Raw genomic sequence first — 17,608 nt, forward strand, 5'->3', positions numbered from 1 at the left:
CAGGCAGGCCAATTTAACGCCCAAGTGTGGGAACAACCACCATGTTGGGAGCGTTATGTTCCCATTAATTTTACAGGAAAAACGCCATCAAGAAAACGCGCCTTCTAGAAAAAGGCCCTTAGCTCCATTGAAACGCCTTCGGGCAACGACCCGAACTGGCTTTGGACACCTTCCATTCCTGGTTCCGTTCCCCATGGGACATAGCCTGAAAACGCCAGGTCCGACTCGTCCCCAACGGAGTAAACCAGGGTGGCCGATATTATCCCCGAACCGTCCCCGAAGTTGATGACCCCAACCGTTTCGCCAGTTAAAAGGGGGGTGAATTCGTAGCTTGCGCCAAGACCGGCGTATTCCCTGGCCGGATATGGTTTATCCAGATCATATAGGGCTGGAGACGCGGCCCCCGCGCCGTTTAAAAAGTATTCGCCACGCAGAATGAGCGTATTTTCGAACCGCCGCTCCAGCTGGGCCGATACGGCTCCATAACCTGTGGAGCCGGTGGTTTTATAATGCCCCTCCGCCCTGTAACCGATGTTGAACACCGTTTCTCCCTGCACCGCCCCGCCAGCCACCATCTCGCCCCGGAGCGACCCTCCCAGCAACACCACCTCCAAATTCTGGAAAGCATGGGAGAGCCTGCCCAGGTAAGAGGCCAAACCGCCATCGGGGCTTCGCTCAAAGCTTCCCGGGTTTTCCAAATCCCGTTCATATCCCGCCACGGCCATCAGGCTGGCTTGGGTGAGGTTGTCCAGCCGGGCCTCCATACGCAACGCGTCCACGCCGGGTTTGTAGGCCCGGTAAAACGAGTTGAAGGAGAAGGGCGCGAAAAAATCGTTGGGGGTGAAATGGTAGCAGGTGGCCAGGTTTATCGCCTGCCGCCCGGCGATGATGTCCACAGCCCCGGCGGAATGGCGTACCGAAAACCTGTCCAGGCCGAAATCCGCCCGGGATGTATCGTCGCGCCGCTGGGCCTGATTAAAAATGGCGCTTCGCTCAATAGCGGCCGGGGCCGCCGTGTATGGGGTTCCAGCCCGCGCGCGCCATGCCTGAACGGCGTGTATATCGTAATGCCATTCCGCGGCTCCTCCTTCAAGGATAAGCCGGGCGGTGGTCAGGGTCTCCTGCGACTTTTCTTTCATACCCGGCAGTTGAAACCCCGGTGCGGGGCCAGTGACCGATAGGGACTCCGAAAAGAAAACATGGATAAAATCGGGCCAGAACAGGCTTTCGCCCCCGGCGGCCCAGGCTGGGGACGCGATGAGCAGGGCCGCCACCAAGCATATGGCGCCTCTGGTCACCCTTTGCCCGCTTCAGCTACGGCCTCATCGGAAACCACACGCCCGTCACGCATGGTGATTATCCTGTGCGCCCGGTCTATAACCCGTTTGTCGTGGGTGGAGAACAGGAACGTCACCCCGTCCTCGTGGTTGAGTTTCTCCATGATGTCCAGCAGGGAGTCGGCCGTGGCCGAATCCACGTTGGAGGTTGGCTCGTCCGCCAGCACTATGGCCGGGTTGTGGGCTATGGCGCGGGCGATGGCCACCCTTTGCTGTTGCCCGCCGGAAAGCTCTGAAGGGCGCCGCCTCTCCAGCCCTGCCAGCCCCACTTCGTCCAGCACGCTCAAAACTTTTTCACGGCGCTGTTTTTTAGGGACGCCCTGCAGGGACAGGACGAACTCGGCGTTCTCGAACACGGTAAGGGTAGGTATAAGGTTGTACGCCTGGAAAACGAAACCTATCCTATCCCGCCTCAGCCTGGCCACTACCGAGCGGGAGAGCAGGTTTAGCTCCTGCCCCTCCAGCGATACCTTGCCCGAAGATGGCGCGTCCAGCGCGCCGATAAGGTTCAACGTGGTGGTTTTGCCCGAGCCGGATGGGCCGCACAGCACGGCGAACTCCCCCTTCTCCACCGCCAGGCTCACCGCCGAAACCGCGTTGATTACAACCTCCCCGTTTATATACGAGCGGGTGACGTTGTCCAGTAAAACTATGGCGCCGCCGGAGGAGGCCTGGCTCATAAGGCTACTTGCTTTTCCCCATATGAAGTATTACCGCCGCAAGGATTCCCCCCATGCTTATAAGGGTCAAAATCACCCCGGCGAAAATGAAGTATTCCGCCGTGACCGCCAATGGCTTCTCCAGAAATACGCCGTTCTGGTTTAGAGGGTCGTAAAACGCCTTAACCTTGGCCCCCACGGTGTATTTGCGCGCCTTGGCCTCCGCCTTTTCGCGGGTTTTGTAAGTAAGTTTTTCCCCGTCAGGCAGTAATGCCTCCGACCGGAGCCCCGTGCCGTTCATCATGTATGTATAGGCCACTCTGGGGCTGAACGAGCCACCTGTTTCCACCACATCGGAGTTTGTGACCACCGCTTCCACCTCCGGCAACCCCACAGGCATGGCGGCAATCATCACCTGCCGGAAACCGAACAGGATAAGCCCCACGCCCACCAGCGCCAGTACGATGAAAAACACAGGCAGTCCCTTTTTCTTTTTTATGTCCTGCCTGGCCTCTTTTGCCCCGGTCTTCGGGGCCATGGGCTTTTGCGCCGGAGCGGGCCTTTGGTCCGCGGGCAGTTTTATTTTCGGTTTCCGTTTAGATTTGGTCTTCACTTCGGCTCCAGGAAAAACATTTGGGTGTTTAAATAAACTACATCATCCGGCGTCCCGCCAGTTCATCGTAAACGCCAGGCTATGGGGCCCTGCCTGATTGCAAAGCCAATCGTATCATTATAATCGCAATGGCGATAAACCGGGTTTTTGAACCTGGGAATAATTAAAAACAGGAGGGGATAAAAAAGGTGAGCGTGAAAAGTGGTTTATCGCGCGAGGCTGGCGCGGCGGATATGAGAGGTATATCCGCCACGCCAAACCACGTTACGACTTCTTTAAACGAAGCAGGAACCTTCCCCCCTCGTAAGGGGTGATGGATAAAACCAAGTGACCCTCGTTCTTCAGGCTTTCCGGCACGTTTTTAATAGGCGCTCCTTCGTCCAGAATAACGTCCATCTGCGCACCAACCGCCAGCCCTTCCAGCGCCAGCTTCACCTTAACGAAGTTATAGGGGCACTTCACACCGGTCAGGTCCAGTACATCCACCTTCTTGGTTTCCACGGCGGGTATTGCGCCGCCGTTTAGCGACCCGTACACCGCCAACACGTTCTGGTGGAACGATTCCGCCGCGGTCAGCCTTTGAGCGGCGATAGCCTCACCCTCGCCCGGTTCGGACAAAAGCTCCGCGAAAACGCCATCCGCCAAGGCTCCACGCGACGCGAACTTGGCGTTGAACTCGTTTAGTAGCTCCTGCTCGGTAACCGGGTCCAGCCCATAGGCCGCCAGCAATCCGCGCACGCCGTTTATGGCGGAGCTTTTCGTTTGGCGGCGGACCAGCGCCAGGTCTCCACTGGCCAGGGCGGCTTTCGCCTCCGCAAGGCTCAGGGCCGACTGGTTGAACAACCCCTCAATAAGCTCCTGGGCGGCCCCGGCGCATTCGCCCGGTTTCACACCCTCCAGGCTGAACTCCTCATCAGCGTCCCAATCCACGTAAATTTGCGAAGTGTCATCCGGCGAGGCGAACGGCTTCAAAATCTCCTCGAAGCTTTTCGCGCCCAGCCTTTTGAAAACATCCGCTACGCTCTCACCTGAATTCCGTTCGGCAAGGATCAGTTTCAATACCACCTCCAGAGCCTCCGGCGCCCGCCTTGCTAAAACCCGGCCCGCTTGCGCGGCGAATTTCGGCTCCGGCCCGGATCCAATGCCGCCCAGGTAGAACTGGTAATGGGGCGCCAGCTTGCCATCCACCTTCCTGGCGGCGCCTTGCAGGCCGATGTCGGCCGTGTGGTGCCGCGCGCAGGAGTTGGCGCATCCGCTAACAGCCACGGAAAGATTCATAAATCCGTCCAGCGCGGAGTATTTCCGCACAATCCCGTCTATCTGCTTTGTAAGCCCCTGGGAATTGGTTATGCCCTCGTTGCACGAGGAGGAGCCTCTGCACGACAGCAGGCACGCCCCGCAGTTTTTAACCTGGGGAACCAGCCCGGCGTTGATGAGCCCCGACCGGAAGGATTGGGCCTTCAGCGGCTCGACGCCATAAAATATAAGCCCTCCGGCTTTTGATATCCGGGTGTAAACACCGTTGTTATCGCCCAGAAGCAGACCAATCTGTTCCATCTGCGCCGAAGAGACATCCCCGGCCAGCGGATTTACCTCGATGGTTTCTCCCAAAGTCGCTGGCGAAGAGCCCAATGCAACTTTTAAAGGCGGAAGGGCGCCTTGGGCGGCCAGCTCCTGCCGGTACAGGCCCTTGAAATTCTCGAACCCCACGGTTTCCAGGTAATACTTCAGCCTGGCCCGGCTCCGGACTGTCCTCTGGCCGTTCCGGTTGAAAACTTTCAGCACCGCCAGCGCCGCTTCATGAACTTTATCCGCAGGCACGAATTCTTCCAGTGTCTTGCCGAGACGCGGGGCGGAGCCTTGCCCGCCACCCACCAGCATCCTGAATCCATGTCTGTGGCCGCCATCTTTGGGCTGTACCGCCACAAAGCCGATGTCGTCCACAAAGGCCCCCGCGGCGTCCGTTGGGCTGGCCGAAAAGGTGATTTTTATTTTCCTCGGCAGGCCCTTGGAAAGGGGGCTTTCCAGCAGGTAGTCCGACAAAGCCCGGGCCAATGGGCCCACGTCGAAAAGCTCATCGCCATAAGCCCCGGAGGGGTGGCTGGTGGTGATGTTGCGCACGGTGTTACCCCCCGCGCCCACAGTTTTTATCCCGGCGTGGTAAAGGGATGTGATCAGCGGCGCAAGCCCCTCCAGTGGCACGTAATATATTTGTATGTCCTGCCGCGTGGTCAGGTGGGCCTTCCCGTCACCATATTCTTTTGCGGCGGCGGCCATTGTGAAAAAAGCCTCCCTGGCGATAAGGCCGGAGGGTATCTTGGTGCGGACCATGTAATACCCGTCCTGGCGCTGGGCGTAGATACCGAATTTTAACCGTTCAGCCTTGAACTGCTCGCGGTTGATGCGGCCAGCCGCAAAATCGTCCACAGCGGCGTAAAGCTCGTTTAATTCAGCGGCCCTGGCTGTTTCCGGCTGGGCCAATGCTGTGACGGCGCTCATAATGATAAATCTCCAATCCGTCCAGGCGTCTTTAACCGGGCGCCCGGATCCGGAGGTTTTTAGCGGGGTAAACGGTTTTATAACCGCTCACCCAAGGTCTTTTTTAATTTCCAGCCATAGGGGACGACGGTGGCGGAGGGCTTTCGCCCCTCCATCGGCCCCTATGGCCGGGTTAAGAACGTTGGCGGAAACGGCCCTGGCCTTAAGCCGGGGTGGCCGCTTCCTTCTCCTTCTTAAGAGGCTGGGTGTGGATACCGCACTCGCCTCCGCACTTGGAGGTGTTTATCCACCTCCCGGCGCGCTCGTTCTCGTCGGCGGTGATGTGCGTGCAGGGGGCGCATCCCAAAGAGCGGTACCCCACGCCGTAAAGCTGGTTCACCTTCACCCCGTAGATCGCCAGGTACTGCCAAACCTCCCGCTCCTTGAAAAGGAGAATGGGATTTAGCTTAATAAGCCCCTTGTCACGCTCTTCGATTTCCTTAAAATCGGTGCGGGTCCTGCCCTCGGTGCAACGCAGGCCGGTTATCCAGCAGGAGACGTCCATCTCCTCCACGGCGCGGCGCACCGGTTCCACTTTCAGCAACTGACAGCAGAGGTCCGGATTGGTTTTGTAAAGGTCGCCCACTTCCTTGTCGGATTTGTATATTTTCAGCCCCGGGTTTTCCTTCACCAGGTCGTTCATGAAATCTATGGTCTCCACCGGCTTGAACTGGGTGGTGACTATGAAACCCTTCACGTCCGGGTTCACCTTTTTGGCCAGGTCCCAAACCACCATGGAGTCTTTGCCGAGACTGTTGGCCACCACGGCCTGATCCCCATAGTTTTCGAACGCCCAGGCCAAAAGCTTTTTGGCCCGCTCCACCTTCTCCGCGAAATGGAGGGAATCCACCAGCGTAGTCAGACTTTGTTCTTCATTTCCAAATGGCCCCGCCATAACCATACCTCCAAAAATATAATTCCGATGATTTATATATGAATTATAGATTAAGGCTGATTTCCCTGTTTTGTCAACAGGGTTTTTGAAAAAAACTATGGGCCTAACCATATGAGAAAGCGGTTAATTTCATATATAAGTGAAAATCAATAAGTTGCGGATTTGCAAATTTACGAAAAGATATGCTACAATTCCTATGTAAATTTATAAGGAACATGGCGCCGTGAAATTTTCAGCCAAGTTTGAATATGCCTTGCTGGCTCTTCTATATCTAAAATGCGAGCCCGACGAGGCTCCGGTTTCGGGTAAAACGCTTTCGGAAAAGCTGAACATCCCATACCGGTTTTTGGAACAAATCCTGTCCGACCTTAAAAAGGCCGGGCTTACGAGAAGCGTGCGCGGATACCAGGGGGGATACACCTTGAACCGTGGCCCGGAGGAGATTTCCCTGTACGACATTTTCCAGGTAACCGAAGGGAAGATGGAACCTTGGGATTGCGGGATAACATCCTCCGCCAAATGCGGCCAGGACCATAACTTCTGTGTGATAAACCAGTTTTACGCCGATTTTAAGAGCACCTTCAGCGACCTTCTCAAAAGCTACACCCTGGCCCGCCTGTGCGCCCAGAACCAGGCGCTGAAGATGAGCGCCGGGCTGATGCGCGTGGCGGCCCCGGTGGTGGTGGGAGGTTAGCCTCTTGCCCCCTCTTTACCGGCCACGGGGGGATTTTATTTCTGTTGACAGGTTTCCAAAAAAACCGTACCTTCTTACTTGGTAACGACCATTACTGTCCAGCGGCGAACCGTTCGGCTATCAACAACACATTAACAAAAGCTTTGCTTTTCACCTATCGGCCTTAACTCAACACATAGGATACACTTCACGCGGTCACACCGGCCGGCATCAATTCCCATTCCGGCATTGCGACGCGGCGAGTTTTCATAAATAACGCGACACAAAAAACCCTTCTATTTAAAGACAAGGACATGGCTGTAAAAAACGACCAACCAAAAGAGACCGAAACCGAAGAGAGCGGCCCGGTAGTGGCCACCGCCTCGCATGGCCTGCTGAACATAGGCTCGCTGAAGGATAAAACCATAAACGAGCTTACCGACATAGCCACCCAGTTCAACATCGAAGGCATCCGCGGCCTGCGCAAGCAGGAGCTGATGTTCAAGATACTGGAGGCGCAGACCGAGCAGGAGGGGCTAATTTACGGCGAGGGCGTTCTGGAGATCCTGCCGGACGGTTTCGGGTTCCTGCGGGCCCCTTCCTTTAACTATCTGCCCGGCCCGGACGACATTTACGTTTCCCCCAGCCAGATAAGGAAGTTCGACCTGCGCACCGGGGATACCATCTCAGGCCAGATCCGCCCCCCCAAGGAGAACGAGCGCTATTTCGCCCTGTTGAAGGTGGAAACGATAAACTTCGAAGTCCCCGAGGCCCAGAAAGACAAGATACTTTTCGACAACCTGACCCCCATCTATCCCCACAAGCGGTTTGTGATGGAATCCGCGCCGGAGAACATGTCCGGCCGGGTGCTGGACCTGGTTTGCCCCATCGGCAAGGGCCAGCGGGCGCTTATAGTTTCGCCGCCCCGGGCCGGTAAAACCATGCTGATGCAGTCCATAGCCAACTCCATCACGAAAAACCATCCGGACTCCGTCCTGATAGTCCTGCTCATAGACGAGCGGCCGGAAGAGGTGACGGACATGGAGCGGAGCGTCAAGGGGGAGATAATCAGCTCCACCTTCGACGAGCCCCCCACCCGCCACGTGCAGGTGGCCGAGATGGTCATAGAAAAAGCGAAAAGGCTGGTGGAGCGCAAAAAGGACGTGGTTATCCTGCTGGACTCCATTACAAGGCTGGCCCGCGCCTATAACACCATCGTACCCCCGTCGGGCAAGGTGCTTTCAGGCGGTATAGACTCCAACGCGCTCCAGCGCCCAAAACGCTTCTTCGGCGCGGCCCGCAACCTGGAGGAGGGGGGCTCGCTCACCATAATCGCCACGGCGCTGGTGGACACCGGCTCCCGGATGGACGACGTTATTTTTGAAGAGTTTAAGGGCACCGGCAACATGGAGGTGCATCTGGACCGCCGCTTGGCTGACCGGCGCGTGTTCCCGGCCATAGACATAAGCCGCTCCGGCACCCGCAAAGAGGAGCTTCTGCTGGATCAAGACGACCTGCGCCGGGTATGGGTGCTAAGGAAGGTGCTCCAGCCGATGGACTCCATAGAGGCCATGGAGCTTCTGATAGACAAGATGCGGAGCGCCAAGACTAACAAGAAATTCCTGGAGTCAATGAACGCTTAACATGGCCCCCGGTTTTTGCTATACTAAACGTTTTTGGAATTGGAACCGTGGAGGTTTAAAGGACAGGTTATGAAAAAGGATATCCATCCGGAATATATAGACTGCGAAATTCACTGCGCCTGCGGTAGCGCCGTGAAGACCAGGGCCACCGTGCCCGTGATGAAGGTGGACATTTGCTCCGCCTGCCATCCGTTCTATACCGGCAAGCAGAAGCTTATCGACACCGCCGGGCGCATAGAGAAATTCCAGCGCAGATACGGCAAGTCCCAGGACGCGGCGGCAAAGGCTTAACGGCCTTAAGCCGCGCTGGCTTTCCCCCCATTCAAGGCTCCTCTTACCCTAAAGAAACATGTTCGCCGCGTTAGACAGCATCGAAAGAAAGTTCGACTCCATCAACGAGAAGATGGCCGACCAGGCCATCGCCTCCGATCCTTCCGCCTACGAGAAGCTGGCCAGGGAGATAAAAGAACTGCGCCCCGTGGTCACTTTCTACCGGGATTACCGCAAGCAAAAGGAGAAGCTGGACGAGGCGCTGGCGGTGATAAACGAAGGGGTGGATAAGGACCTTATGGAACTGGCCGCCGAGGAAAAAGCCGAACTGGCCCCCATAATTGAGAAAATGGAGCGGGACCTGCGGTTGATGCTCCTGCCCAAAGACGAAAACGACGAGAAGAACGTTATCCTTGAAATCCGCGCCGGAACCGGCGGGGACGAGGCGGGACTTTTCGCGGCGGAACTTTTCCGCATGTACTGCAGGTACGCCGAACGTCAGAAGTGGAAGGTGGAAATACTCTCCATCAACGAGACGGGCATCGGCGGGTTGAAAGAGGTCATCGCCTCCATCAACGGGCGGGGGGTCTATTCCCGGCTGAAATTCGAGAGCGGCGTCCACCGCGTCCAGCGCGTTCCGGCCACCGAGGCGCAGGGGAGGATCCACACCTCGGCGGTGACGGTGGCCATCCTGCCGGAGGCGGGAGAGGTGGATGTGGACATAGACCCCAACGACCTGCGGATAGACGTGTTCCGCGCCGGGGGGCATGGCGGCCAGTCGGTTAACACCACGGACTCGGCGGTGCGCATCACCCACATCCCCACGGGGCTGGTGGTGTCCATGCAGGACGAGAAATCGCAACACAAGAACAAGGCCAAGGCCATGAAGGTGCTGGCGGCCCGGTTGAAGGATCAAAAAGAGCGGGAAGAAGCCGCCAAACGCTCCGCCGAGCGCAAGAGCCAGGTGGGTACCGGCGACCGGAGCGAACGCATCCGCACCTATAACTTTCCCCAGGGCCGGGTGAGCGACCACCGGATAAACCTGACCCTATACAAGCTGGAAATATTCATGACCGGCGAGATAGACGAAATGCTGGACGCGTTGACTTTCGCCAGCCAGGAAGCGGCGTTAAGGGCCCAGGCCGACAAGGAAACGGCAGGGGTCTAACTTTTCGGCTGGCGGCGCGCCGCCGGTATTTTTAATGCCCGTCGGCGTATGTCCTGGCTATCTCGGAAAATTCGGTTTCGGCCCGCTGGAAAGCCTCTATAACGGCGGGGTCAAAGTGGTTTCCCCTTCCTTCCATTATTATCCCGCGGGACTTCTCGTGGGTGAACGCCTCCTTGTAAACCCGTTTGCTTATCAAAGCGTCATACACATCGGCCACGGCCATCAGCCGCGCCGATAGGGGTATCCGCTCCCCGGTCTGCCCGTCGGGATACCCTTTTCCATCCCAGCGCTCATGGTGACCCCCGGCTATTTCCCGCGCCAGCCGCAAAAAAGAGTTGGAGCCCAAACGCCCCTCCGCCCGTAACAGCGCCTCCCGCCCCATGCTGGCGTGGGTCTTCATTATGGTGAACTCGTCATCCGTAAGCTTGCCGGGCTTTAGCAAGATCGCGTCGGGTACGCCTACCTTGCCGATGTCGTGCAACGGGGCGGACTTGAAAAGAAGCTCTATATAACCATCATCCAGCAACTCGGGATGATTGTGGCCATCCATGTCACGCAACCTCAGCGCCAGCGCCTTTATATAACGCTGGGTTCGTAATATGTGGGCGCCTGTCTCGTTGTCCCTGGTTTCCGCCAGGGAGGCCAGCGAATGTATGGTTACATCCTGGGTGAGCGCCACCTCCCGCGTGCGCTCTTTTAGCGCGGTTATCATAATATTGGTATATTCGCCCATAACGCCGAACTCGTCCCGGGTGCTCACTGGCACCCGCGACTCCAGCTCGCCCCGGGTTACTGCCGAAAGGGCGCCATTCTGATGGGTAAAGAAGAGCTTCAGGTTCCTGGAATAGGAGAAAATAATGTTGATAGCCTCCGCCAGCGCCACGGCGCCCACCAGGGCGATTTCCGCCAGCACCACCATGGCGGGCATCATGAGGTTGTCGCCACGCTCATATTCCACCAGCCACTCCATATCTTTCACCACCACGAGGAATAGCGTGCCGGACCAAAGGGTAACCAGCGCCACGGCGGTCAAGGCAAACCGGGTTGTGAGAGGAAAAAGCCGTTCGCCGGAGACTTGTATGGAAAGGCCAGAGGCGGCCAGTTGACCGGAAATCATCCTTTCCCGCTCCAGCGCCAGGTCCAGCGCGGCGAAAAACCCCGGGGTCAGGAAGCCTAATCCCATTTTCAGGGCGCTGGCCAAAGGAAAATGGTGAGCAAGGGTGTTATACGTTATCAGGAGGCCGCCGGCCATCAAGAACAGCCCAAAGTCCAGTATGAACTGGCGGCGGACACGCCGGTCGAATTCCACCGACTCAATGAAATGTTTTACCAGCCCGCCCCGGATGGCGAAAGTGGCGCCAAGGGAGGCGGAAAGTATAATGATCCACTCGCCCGGGTGCATCCCTTCCACGAAAGGGCAAACCTGGGCGCCATAAAGGGTAAGAAAAGACAACGTGACCATGTAATGGACGAAAGCCCTCATAACAACACCCTCATGTTTTGGCGATGGCCGGTACAGATTCTTCTACTATATTTCAGGATCTTGGGTTAATCCATTCTTTGTGAACCGGGGGCCCGGGAGAAGGTAAACTGTAAAGCGATGGAAACGAAGATGGAAGAATCCGGCGGGGAGCCAAAAACCCTATTAAAGCTGTTGGCCGATGCCGATGGCCTGTTGCGCCAGGCTGGCGCGCCCACCCCCAGGCTGGACGCGGAGATATTGCTTTGCCACGCTTTGGGTTGCGAGCGGGCCTGGCTTTTCACACATATGAACGATGTGGCCCCGGAAGGAATAGCGGAGAAATATTCCGCCATGGTCTCCCGTCGGGAGAAACGGGAGCCTGTGGCCTACATCCGGGGTTTCAAGGAATTTTATTCGTTGACGTTCAGGGTGGCTCCCGAGGCGCTCATCCCCCGGCCGGAGACGGAGCTGATAATTGACGAGGCGTTTAGGTTGTTCCCCGCCGAGTCGGAAATAAACGCGCTGGACATAGGCGCAGGCTCCGGAGCCATAGCGGTGACGCTGGCCTATCACAGGCCAGGCTGGGCCATAGACGCCGTGGACATCTCGCCCGGCGCCTTGGCGCTGGCCTGTTCCAACGCCCTTTCGCACGAGGTGGGCAGGAGAATAAATTTCCAACTGTCCGACCTTTATGAAGCCATTGGGGACAAGCGGTACAACCTGATAGTCTCGAACCCCCCATATATTCCCGAAGAGTCGGCGGAGGTGGCTCCGGACGTGACGAAGTTTGAGCCCCATAAGGCGCTTTTCGCAGGGGATGGGGGATTGGCGATAATAAAACGCATAATAAAAAACGCTCCCGCCCATCTGGAGGAAAACGGTAAACTCATCCTCGAGATCGGTTTCGGCCAGGCTGATGAAGTGGAGCGGCTGGTAAAGGAGACCGGAGCCTTGAGGATTTTAAAGATGACTCCCGATTACGCCGGGATTACCCGCACGGTTGTGGCGGAACCTATTTAGAACTGGAGACCAATGGACGAGATAGTAATTGAAGGCGGCAGGCCGTTGAAAGGCGTTGTCCGCGTATCCGGCGCGAAGAACTCCGCGTTACCCATTTTCGCCGCAACCCTGCTTGCGCCGGGTGAGTTTGACATCACCAACGTGCCGGACCTTATGGACGTGCGCACCATAGTGAAGATAATCCGCGAGTTCGGCGCCGGTGTGGAGAAGACCGGCGAGTCTTCCTACAAGGTGAATAGCGACAACATAAACAACCACGAAGCCCCGTACGAACTGGTGAAAACCATGCGCGCCTCGTGCCTGGCGCTGGGGCCCCTGCTGGCGCGGCTGGGCCGGGCGAAAGTGAGCTTGCCGGGAGGGTGCGCCATTGGCGAACGTCCCATAGACCAGCATTTAAAAGGGCTGGCGGCGCTGGGGGCGCATATAGACCTGGCCCATGGATATGTGGACGCCCGGCTGGATGGAAGGATGAAGGGCACACGCATCACCATGGACCTGGTAACCGTCACCGGCGTGATGAACATCATGATGGCCGCAGTGTTCGCTGACGGCCAGACGGTGATTGAAAACGCCGCACGGGAACCGGAAGTGGTGGCGCTGGCGGATTTCCTGAACAGCATGGGAGCCCACATCACGGGGGCGGGTTCGCCTCACATAGTTATAGAAGGCGTAAGGGAGTTGAAAGCCATGCCGGTGAGAAACATAGCTGACCGCATAGAGGCTGGCACATTCATGACCGCCGCCGCCATTACGCGGGGGGATGTTATGGTCTCCGGCGTGGATCCGGTGAATGTGGCGGCCCTTTCCGACAAACTCAAGGAGGCCGGTTGCCAGATCACCGAGACGGGGGAGGACATAAACGTAAAAGGCCCCGAGGTGGTAAAACCTGTCGATGTCACCACTGCGCCGTTCCCAGGGTTCCCCACCGACATGCAGGCGCAGATAATGGCCCTGATGTGCGTATCCAGTGGGGCCTCGGTTATAACCGAGACCATTTTCGAAAACCGTTTCATGCACGTGGCGGAGTTGCGGAGGATGGGGGCGGACATATCCGTTCACGGCCATACTGCCACAGTAAAAGGGATAAAGAACCTATCGGGCGCGCCGGTTATGGCGACGGACCTCCGGGCATCGGCCTCGCTGGTGGTGGCGGCGCTGGCGGCGGAAGGGCAATCGGTTATATCCCGGGTCTATCATCTGGACCGGGGATATGAGCACATCGAGACCAAGCTGGCGGGACTGGGGGCCACCATCCATCGCAGGAAAGGCGGGCACGTATAAAAATCGGCCTCGCCCGCCGGGGAGGCTGATTCAGTCCGGCGGGCCGGTACGTTACGCCACCAGGCTACGCCATTCCCGTTCCACCTTGTCCACCACGGCCTCGGGTTTTGAGGCGGCGAAATCGTCGTCGAACAGATACTCGTCGGTTTTGGCCAGGTCGCCCCGGGCCAGACGCACCTGGGTGTAGAACTTGGCGAACCTGCTCATGAACTTCACGGCGTCATCGGAGGTTATCCCCCATTTGGTTTGAAGCCCGCCGCTGACGCTGTATTTTATCCGCGAAATCTCGTGCCCGGTCTTGGAGGAGACCACGCCCAGCATGGCGCATTGGCCTGCCGCCGCCCTGCATGTGAGAACATAGGTGTTCCCGTCATGGTCGAAAGATTCCGCGCTAATATCCTTCATCGTTCAAATTCCTTTCCTTCTTCAATTCTGTTTCAATCCGGTTTCCCCCTGCCGCACACCTGGCAGGCCGGGTCCGGCCTCAACGGGAAACGGCGCGTAGCATAATCGTTCAGGCTTATAGTCACAAGCCTGCCGCCAGCCTCGCCATAACCCGACAAATACTTTATGGCTTCCATCCCGGCCATCGCCCCGATGGTGTGGGCCACCGCGCCGAAGACGGGAAACCCGAAGGGGTCCCAGTCCGGCGGGTCGCCGGGATAAAGACAGTCCAGACACCCGGTTTTTCCCGGGGCAAACAGAGCCATCTGGGCGAAAAGCCCATCCATGGCCGCGTAAAGAAGCGGCGTTCCAGTGAACACAGACATCCTGTTCAATGTCCTGCGTTCGGGGAAGTTGTGCCGGGCGTCTATTACCAAATCCACGCCCGCCATAAGTGGCTTTATAACCTCCTCCGTCACCGGCGCGTCATGCGACTCCACCTCCACCAGCGACGAGAATTCCCGCAACCGCTCCGCCGCCGTCTCCACCCGTGATTCGTCCAGGGCCGACTCGCTCATGAGTGTCTGGCGGTTAAGGTTCGACTCCGTCAGAGGCCCCGAATGGACCAGCGTAATTTTCCCAACCCCCGCTCCGGCCAGCGCGTAGGCTATGGCCCCGCCCAATCCGCCGATGCCAGCCAGCAGTACCTTCGATTTTCGCAACCGCCGCTGATTCTCCACGGTAAAACCGGGATGGATCAGCTGTCTGCGGTACCGTTCGGTCTCTTTCGATGTCATATCGCCTCATCAGTTGAACATCCTTGACGCAATCGAAAGTATATCCGAATCGGTAAGCCCCCCCTTCCTGTTCCCTGCGGCTTTTCTTATCATTTCCACCGCGCAGGATTCCGAAAAACCGTTCAGATCAAAACCCAGCTCCCGCAACCGTCTTTTTACGGCCTTCGGGCCGGAGTGTTTGCCGATAACTATCCTGCGGCAGGCCCCCACCAGCGAAGGATCGAACGGCTCGTACAGCCTGGGGTCTTTCATCACGCCGTCCACGTGGATGCCGGACTCGTGGGTGAACACATCCGTCCCCACGATGCTTTTGGAGCGGGGCAGGGTGCGGCCCGCGGCCCTGGCTACAAACTCGGCCAGTTTTTTTAGCATCAATGGGTTGACGCCGGTTTTTATCTCCATCACCACTTCCAGCGCCATCACCACCTCTTCCAGCGGCGCGTTGCCAGCCCGTTCACCCAGGCCCGTTATGGTGGTGTCTATCAGGGTGGCTCCGGCCTTCACTCCCGCCAGGGCGTTTGCCGTGGCCATGCCGAAATCGTTATGGGTGTGAATCTCCAGCGGTATGCGCGCGCCAATTAACAGCCGCTCCACATTATCCCTAAGCGAGAAAGGCTCGGATACCCCCACCGTGTCGCAATAGCGTAGCCTGACGGCGCCGCAGGATTCGGCGGCGGCGATGTATTCTTTCAGAAACGACTGGTCGGCCCGGGTGGCGTCTTCCGCGCCCACGGAGACTTCAACGTTCTCAGACTTGGCCAGGGCCACCATGGAGGCCATGGTCTCTATGATCTTGTTCCGGTCATACCCCATTTTCCGCCGGATCATGAAATCCGACACGGGGAGGGATATATGGACGTTCCTTGCGCCGATGGAAAGCGATTTTTCGATGTCTTCCCGCGTGGCGCGGTTCCACATGATAACGCTGGCCCGCAGGCCCATGCCGTTTATCTCCCGGATGGCTTCAAGTTCCCCATGGCCCATGGCCGGGGAACCCGCCTCTATGTAATGGACCCCAGCTTCGTCAAGCATGGCGGCGATGGCCATTTTCTCTTCCACGCTGAAAGCCACCCCCGGTGTCTGCTCGCCGTCGCGCAGGGTTGTGTCCACTATGCGGATCATGGCTATAACTTTTTCGCCTCCAGGGTGAGGGGCAGTTTGGGAATGGAGGTTTGAGGCTCCAAGTAAATTTTCATGCCGCCCTGAAGCTCCAGCGCCCCGCCGAACACGTGGGCCGGGTCTGTGGCCACAACTTTGGCCTCCAGGTCTTTCTTGGGGATGTACACGCTAAACCCGTCCCCCTGGGCGCGGATGGTTACCTTCATTTGAACGCTCCTTTTGTAAATTCCACCCGCGCGGTATCAATGCCCGGTATTGCCGCTACCTTTTCCATTTGCCGGGCCGCCTCCACCACCGCCTGCTCCAGAGGGATGTACGGAGTGTCGGTGACCGGAGTTATGCCCGCTGACACCAGTGATTTATGCGGGCCGTAACCCACCCGCAGGCATACCACCGCCTGGCAATCTTTAATCGTGTTAATTATGTCGTCAAGGGTCGCTGGGCTGTCATCGCAGGTGTCCGGCCCGGCGCAATAGTTGTTTTTCACCTTGCGCACGTTCAACAATCGCGGCTCGCCGCCCGCCACCTTGTAAACGTAAAACTCCTTTGCATGGCCGAAATGCTGGTTCACCAGCCCCATCCCTTTGGTGCAGGCGGCTATTAAATATTCGCTCTTGGTCCTACGCTCGGGGCCGCAATCAGCCTTTGTCGCCATCCTCTGTCTCGTCACAAAATCCTGCGCCTGGGCGCGCCATTTTTCCCGGGCCAGCGCCCCATTGTCCCCAGGCAAAGAAGCCTCGCCCATTTCCTTGATGGAGAACGCGGAGAACCTGTCCTCGGAAAGTTTCCCCACAGCGTCGGCCCGGCACTGCCTGCAATGGGCCATCTGCTTTATGTCGCCGCAGGATGAACGGACATGTTCCAGCTGGGCGGGGGAAGGCTCCGGCCAGTTTAATAGTCCGAATGCCGTCCCGTGCGCCGGGTTGGAGATGAGCGGCATGATGTTATGCATATGGGCGCCCATCAGTTTTATCTTTTTCGAGAGGGTCTCAAGCTCGTGGTCGTTTATTCCTGGGATGAGCAGGGAGTTCACCTTTACCAGCGCCCCCATTTCCGCCATTTTCCTCAACCCTTCCTGCTGACGGGCAAGAAACTCCGCCATGGCCGCAGGCCCCGCGCATTTTTCGCCGTCAATGAGAACCCAGCTGTATATTTTTGCGGCGGTGGCCGGGTCGGACGTGTTCATGGTGACGGTTATGTGCTTTACACCCAGCCTGTGAAGCTCCTCGGCGTACTCTGGCAAAGCCAGCCCATTGGTGGAAAGGCAAAGAGTGAGATCCGGAAAATGTTCTTTTATCAGCCGCAGGGTTTTCATAGTCCCGCGTGGGTTGGCCAAAGCGTCCCCGGGCCCGGCTATACCTATCACCGAAAGCTCTTTAACCTTCGCCGCCACGTGGTAAACTTTCCGGAGAGCCTCTTCCGGCTTGAGCCGCTCCGACACCACGCCTGGCCGGCTTTCGTTGGCGCAGTCGTACTTCCGGTTGCAGTAATTGCACTGGATGTTACACGCCGGGGCCACGGCAAGATGCATCCGCGCGAACATGTGATGGGCCTGCGTGGAATAGCAGGGATGAGTGTCTGTCGCGCCGCCGGAAAGGGGCCCGGGCTGATTATGACAACCGCTCACTTCGCTAAAACTCCATTTGGTTGAGCAAAAGACAATGATTGACCTGTGCAAGGCCGATACCCTCCAGGGAATAAATGCCCGGGGAGTGTTGAGGCGATTGAATTATCAGCGGAAAAGCGGCC

Annotated in this window: 17 protein-coding genes; 6 read left to right on the forward strand and 11 right to left on the reverse strand. The window is 57.7% G+C overall.

Going from position 1 to position 17,608, the window contains the following annotated elements:
* Positions 1–104: 104 nt before the first annotated feature.
* The 5 genes from HY751_11300 to HY751_11320 all read right to left on the reverse strand — a co-directional run bounded on the left by HY751_11300 (position 105) and on the right by HY751_11320 (position 6,042).
* Complete coding sequence (locus HY751_11300; protein MBI4666979.1) at positions 105–1,298, reverse strand: hypothetical protein; 1,194 nt, start codon at positions 1,296–1,298, stop codon at positions 105–107.
* Positions 1,295–2,017 (reverse strand): ABC transporter ATP-binding protein, encoded by a 723-nt coding sequence (locus HY751_11305; protein ID MBI4666980.1) that lies wholly within the window; start codon positions 2,015–2,017, stop codon positions 1,295–1,297. Before HY751_11305 ends, HY751_11300 begins: the two co-directional genes overlap by 4 nt.
* A gap of 4 nt (positions 2,018–2,021) precedes the next feature.
* Positions 2,022–2,609, reverse strand: coding sequence for a DUF3592 domain-containing protein (locus HY751_11310; protein MBI4666981.1), 588 nt, complete (start codon positions 2,607–2,609; stop codon positions 2,022–2,024).
* A 264-nt stretch (positions 2,610–2,873) separates the two neighbouring features.
* Positions 2,874–5,108 carry a sulfurtransferase TusA family protein gene (locus HY751_11315; GenBank protein ID MBI4666982.1) on the reverse strand — a complete coding sequence of 745 codons (2,235 nt, stop codon included), beginning with the start codon at positions 5,106–5,108 and terminating at the stop codon, positions 2,874–2,876.
* 202 nt (positions 5,109–5,310) lie between these two features.
* The gene (locus HY751_11320) at positions 5,311–6,042 is read right to left on the reverse strand and encodes a phosphoadenylyl-sulfate reductase (protein MBI4666983.1); all 732 of its coding nucleotides are present in this window, start codon (positions 6,040–6,042) and stop codon (positions 5,311–5,313) included.
* Between the two features lie 223 nt (positions 6,043–6,265).
* Between HY751_11320 and HY751_11325 the strand changes: the two genes are divergently transcribed.
* The 4 genes from HY751_11325 (at position 6,266) to prfA (ending at position 9,796) form a co-directional block, all read left to right on the forward strand.
* Positions 6,266–6,736: an Rrf2 family transcriptional regulator gene (locus HY751_11325; GenBank protein MBI4666984.1), complete on the forward strand. Its 471-nt coding sequence runs from the start codon at positions 6,266–6,268 to the stop codon at positions 6,734–6,736.
* 374 nt (positions 6,737–7,110) lie between these two features.
* Positions 7,111–8,358, forward strand: coding sequence for a transcription termination factor Rho (rho, locus tag HY751_11330; GenBank protein ID MBI4666985.1), 1,248 nt, complete (start codon positions 7,111–7,113; stop codon positions 8,356–8,358).
* A gap of 69 nt (positions 8,359–8,427) precedes the next feature.
* Entirely contained in the window at positions 8,428–8,649 is a 222-nt protein-coding gene (gene rpmE / locus HY751_11335) for a 50S ribosomal protein L31 (GenBank protein ID MBI4666986.1), read from the forward strand.
* Positions 8,650–8,707: 58 nt separating this feature from the next.
* The gene (gene prfA / locus HY751_11340; GenBank protein MBI4666987.1) at positions 8,708–9,796 is read left to right on the forward strand and encodes a peptide chain release factor 1; all 1,089 of its coding nucleotides are present in this window, start codon (positions 8,708–8,710) and stop codon (positions 9,794–9,796) included.
* A 31-nt stretch (positions 9,797–9,827) separates the two neighbouring features.
* On the opposite strand, the gene HY751_11345 is transcribed toward prfA, so the two are convergent.
* A complete protein-coding gene (locus HY751_11345; protein MBI4666988.1) occupies positions 9,828–11,279 on the reverse strand; it encodes an HD domain-containing protein in 1,452 nt (483 codons plus the stop codon).
* A gap of 117 nt (positions 11,280–11,396) precedes the next feature.
* Between HY751_11345 and prmC the strand changes: the two genes are divergently transcribed.
* Together prmC and murA are read left to right on the forward strand one after the other, a co-directional pair.
* Positions 11,397–12,278, forward strand: a complete 882-nt coding sequence (prmC, locus tag HY751_11350) for a peptide chain release factor N(5)-glutamine methyltransferase (protein ID MBI4666989.1) — start codon at positions 11,397–11,399, stop codon at positions 12,276–12,278.
* A 12-nt stretch (positions 12,279–12,290) separates the two neighbouring features.
* Positions 12,291–13,559 carry a UDP-N-acetylglucosamine 1-carboxyvinyltransferase gene (gene murA, locus HY751_11355; protein ID MBI4666990.1) on the forward strand — a complete coding sequence of 423 codons (1,269 nt, stop codon included), beginning with the start codon at positions 12,291–12,293 and terminating at the stop codon, positions 13,557–13,559.
* A gap of 51 nt (positions 13,560–13,610) precedes the next feature.
* Here murA and HY751_11360 read toward each other — a convergent pair whose 3' ends face one another.
* From HY751_11360 to nifB, 5 genes are read right to left on the reverse strand one after another with little or no spacing between them, the layout of a single operon-like run.
* Positions 13,611–13,964 (reverse strand): hypothetical protein, encoded by a 354-nt coding sequence (locus HY751_11360; protein MBI4666991.1) that lies wholly within the window; start codon positions 13,962–13,964, stop codon positions 13,611–13,613.
* 32 nt (positions 13,965–13,996) lie between these two features.
* Positions 13,997–14,740: a HesA/MoeB/ThiF family protein gene (locus HY751_11365; protein ID MBI4666992.1), complete on the reverse strand. Its 744-nt coding sequence runs from the start codon at positions 14,738–14,740 to the stop codon at positions 13,997–13,999.
* Positions 14,741–14,749: 9 nt separating this feature from the next.
* Positions 14,750–15,862, reverse strand: a complete 1,113-nt coding sequence (gene nifV / locus HY751_11370) for a homocitrate synthase (GenBank protein MBI4666993.1) — start codon at positions 15,860–15,862, stop codon at positions 14,750–14,752.
* Between the two features lie 2 nt (positions 15,863–15,864).
* Entirely contained in the window at positions 15,865–16,065 is a 201-nt protein-coding gene (gene nifT, locus HY751_11375; protein MBI4666994.1) for a putative nitrogen fixation protein NifT, read from the reverse strand.
* Positions 16,062–17,486, reverse strand: a complete 1,425-nt coding sequence (nifB, locus tag HY751_11380) for a nitrogenase cofactor biosynthesis protein NifB (GenBank protein ID MBI4666995.1) — start codon at positions 17,484–17,486, stop codon at positions 16,062–16,064. Before nifB ends, nifT begins: the two co-directional genes overlap by 4 nt.
* Positions 17,487–17,608 lie beyond the last annotated feature (122 nt).

The organism is Nitrospinota bacterium, assembly GCA_016208975.1.
Lineage (GTDB): Bacteria > Nitrospinota_A > UBA7883 > UBA7883 > JACRLM01 > JACQXA01.

Bases quoted from the DNA above. Each gene is read 5' to 3' on its own strand.
- HY751_11305 (MBI4666980.1), bottom strand. From the start codon at position 2,017: ATGAGCCAGGCCTCCTCCGGCGGCGCCATAGTTTTACTGGACAACGTC.
- HY751_11315 (MBI4666982.1), bottom strand. From the start codon at position 5,108: ATGAGCGCCGTCACAGCATTGGCCCAGCCGGAAACAGCCAGGGCCGCT.
- HY751_11320 (MBI4666983.1), bottom strand. From the start codon at position 6,042: ATGGCGGGGCCATTTGGAAATGAAGAACAAAGTCTGACTACGCTGGTG.
- rpmE (MBI4666986.1), top strand. From the start codon at position 8,428: ATGAAAAAGGATATCCATCCGGAATATATAGACTGCGAAATTCACTGC.
- prfA (MBI4666987.1), top strand. From the start codon at position 8,708: ATGTTCGCCGCGTTAGACAGCATCGAAAGAAAGTTCGACTCCATCAAC.
- HY751_11345 (MBI4666988.1), bottom strand. From the start codon at position 11,279: ATGAGGGCTTTCGTCCATTACATGGTCACGTTGTCTTTTCTTACCCTT.
- prmC (MBI4666989.1), top strand. From the start codon at position 11,397: ATGGAAACGAAGATGGAAGAATCCGGCGGGGAGCCAAAAACCCTATTA.
- murA (MBI4666990.1), top strand. From the start codon at position 12,291: ATGGACGAGATAGTAATTGAAGGCGGCAGGCCGTTGAAAGGCGTTGTC.
- HY751_11360 (MBI4666991.1), bottom strand. From the start codon at position 13,964: ATGAAGGATATTAGCGCGGAATCTTTCGACCATGACGGGAACACCTAT.
- HY751_11365 (MBI4666992.1), bottom strand. From the start codon at position 14,740: ATGACATCGAAAGAGACCGAACGGTACCGCAGACAGCTGATCCATCCC.
- nifV (MBI4666993.1), bottom strand. From the start codon at position 15,862: ATGATCCGCATAGTGGACACAACCCTGCGCGACGGCGAGCAGACACCG.
- nifT (MBI4666994.1), bottom strand. From the start codon at position 16,065: ATGAAGGTAACCATCCGCGCCCAGGGGGACGGGTTTAGCGTGTACATC.